Source organism: Exiguobacterium sp. SL-9 (genome assembly GCF_004336985.1).
Taxonomy (GTDB): Bacteria; Bacillota; Bacilli; order Exiguobacteriales; family Exiguobacteriaceae; genus Exiguobacterium.
In genome coordinates this window covers 1-380 of record NZ_SJUO01000051.1, presented here as the reverse complement: position 1 = coordinate 380, position 380 = coordinate 1, and the positions used below count along the sequence as shown (strand labels likewise).

The following is a 380-nucleotide window of genomic DNA, read 5'->3' as shown; positions in this document are numbered from 1 at the left end:
GAGTTGAAGCAGGTTTCACCGAACCTGACCTTTATCTACGATCCTGAAATCACCCCTGATGACCTGCTGCTGGAAGTGGCGAAGAACATCTGTGAATGTAGCAAACCGCACATCGCCAACGGTCCGGTGCATGATAAAATTTTCACAAAAGGGGGCTACGGGATTGTGAGCTGTTACAACTCACTGCCGCTGGCGGGTGGTGGCAGCACGCTGGTACGCCTTAACCTGAAAGCCATTGCCGAGCGCAGCGAATCGCTGGATGACTTCTTTACGCGCACTCTACCGCACTACTGCCAGCAGCAGATCGCCATCATCGATGCGCGGTGTGAATTCCTCTATCAACAATCACACTTCTTTGAGAATAGCTTCCTGGTGAAAGA

1 protein-coding gene is annotated in these 380 nt (G+C 51.8%); it reads left to right on the top strand.

Features of this window, described 5'->3' with window-relative positions; translation table 11 throughout:
- A partial coding sequence (locus EVJ34_RS15605) for a glycyl radical enzyme domain-containing protein (RefSeq protein WP_131486176.1) occupies positions 1-380 on the top strand: 380 nt, incomplete at both ends.